We start from the raw sequence: 377 nt of genomic DNA, 5'->3' as shown, positions 1-377 counted from the left end.
GACCATTGATCACTCTGCTTTCCGTCACCCGGCACAATTCTTCCTGCTTCTCTCGCCATCCTGCGCCAAGTCCGCAAGGTCACTGTCGTGATCCCTGTGGCCTTGGCCAACTCCACTATCGACCGGTTCAGCGGCGGCATCATCTGCTCMACCACCCATTCCCGATGCTCGGTTGCATATCGTGTCATCACCTATTCGCACACCGCCCTCCATTTTGCTTCACTAAGGAAACGGAGGCGACAAGTATCCTGACATGGAGGGCTTGCCAAGAAAGTAGGCAAAGAAGGCGCGCCGGATGGGGCGACACCCCCTCGGGATCCGGCGAAAAGAGCGGCCGGGACCCAAACTCGCATCGCCTTAAGGCGATACTCAAACAT

Annotated in this window: 1 protein-coding gene; it reads right to left on the bottom strand. The window is 57.4% G+C overall.

What is annotated here, in order from left to right:
* A partial coding sequence (locus tag AC1DT6_RS40665; RefSeq protein ID WP_477104475.1) for a transposase occupies positions 1–188 on the bottom strand: 188 nt, incomplete at its 3' end.
* Between the last annotated feature and the right edge of the window lie 189 nt (positions 189–377).

It is taken from the genome of Cupriavidus sp. 01L45, assembly GCF_056399885.1.
The sequence above is the reverse complement of the archived record's forward strand: the minus strand, read 5'-3'. Positions and strand labels throughout refer to the sequence as shown.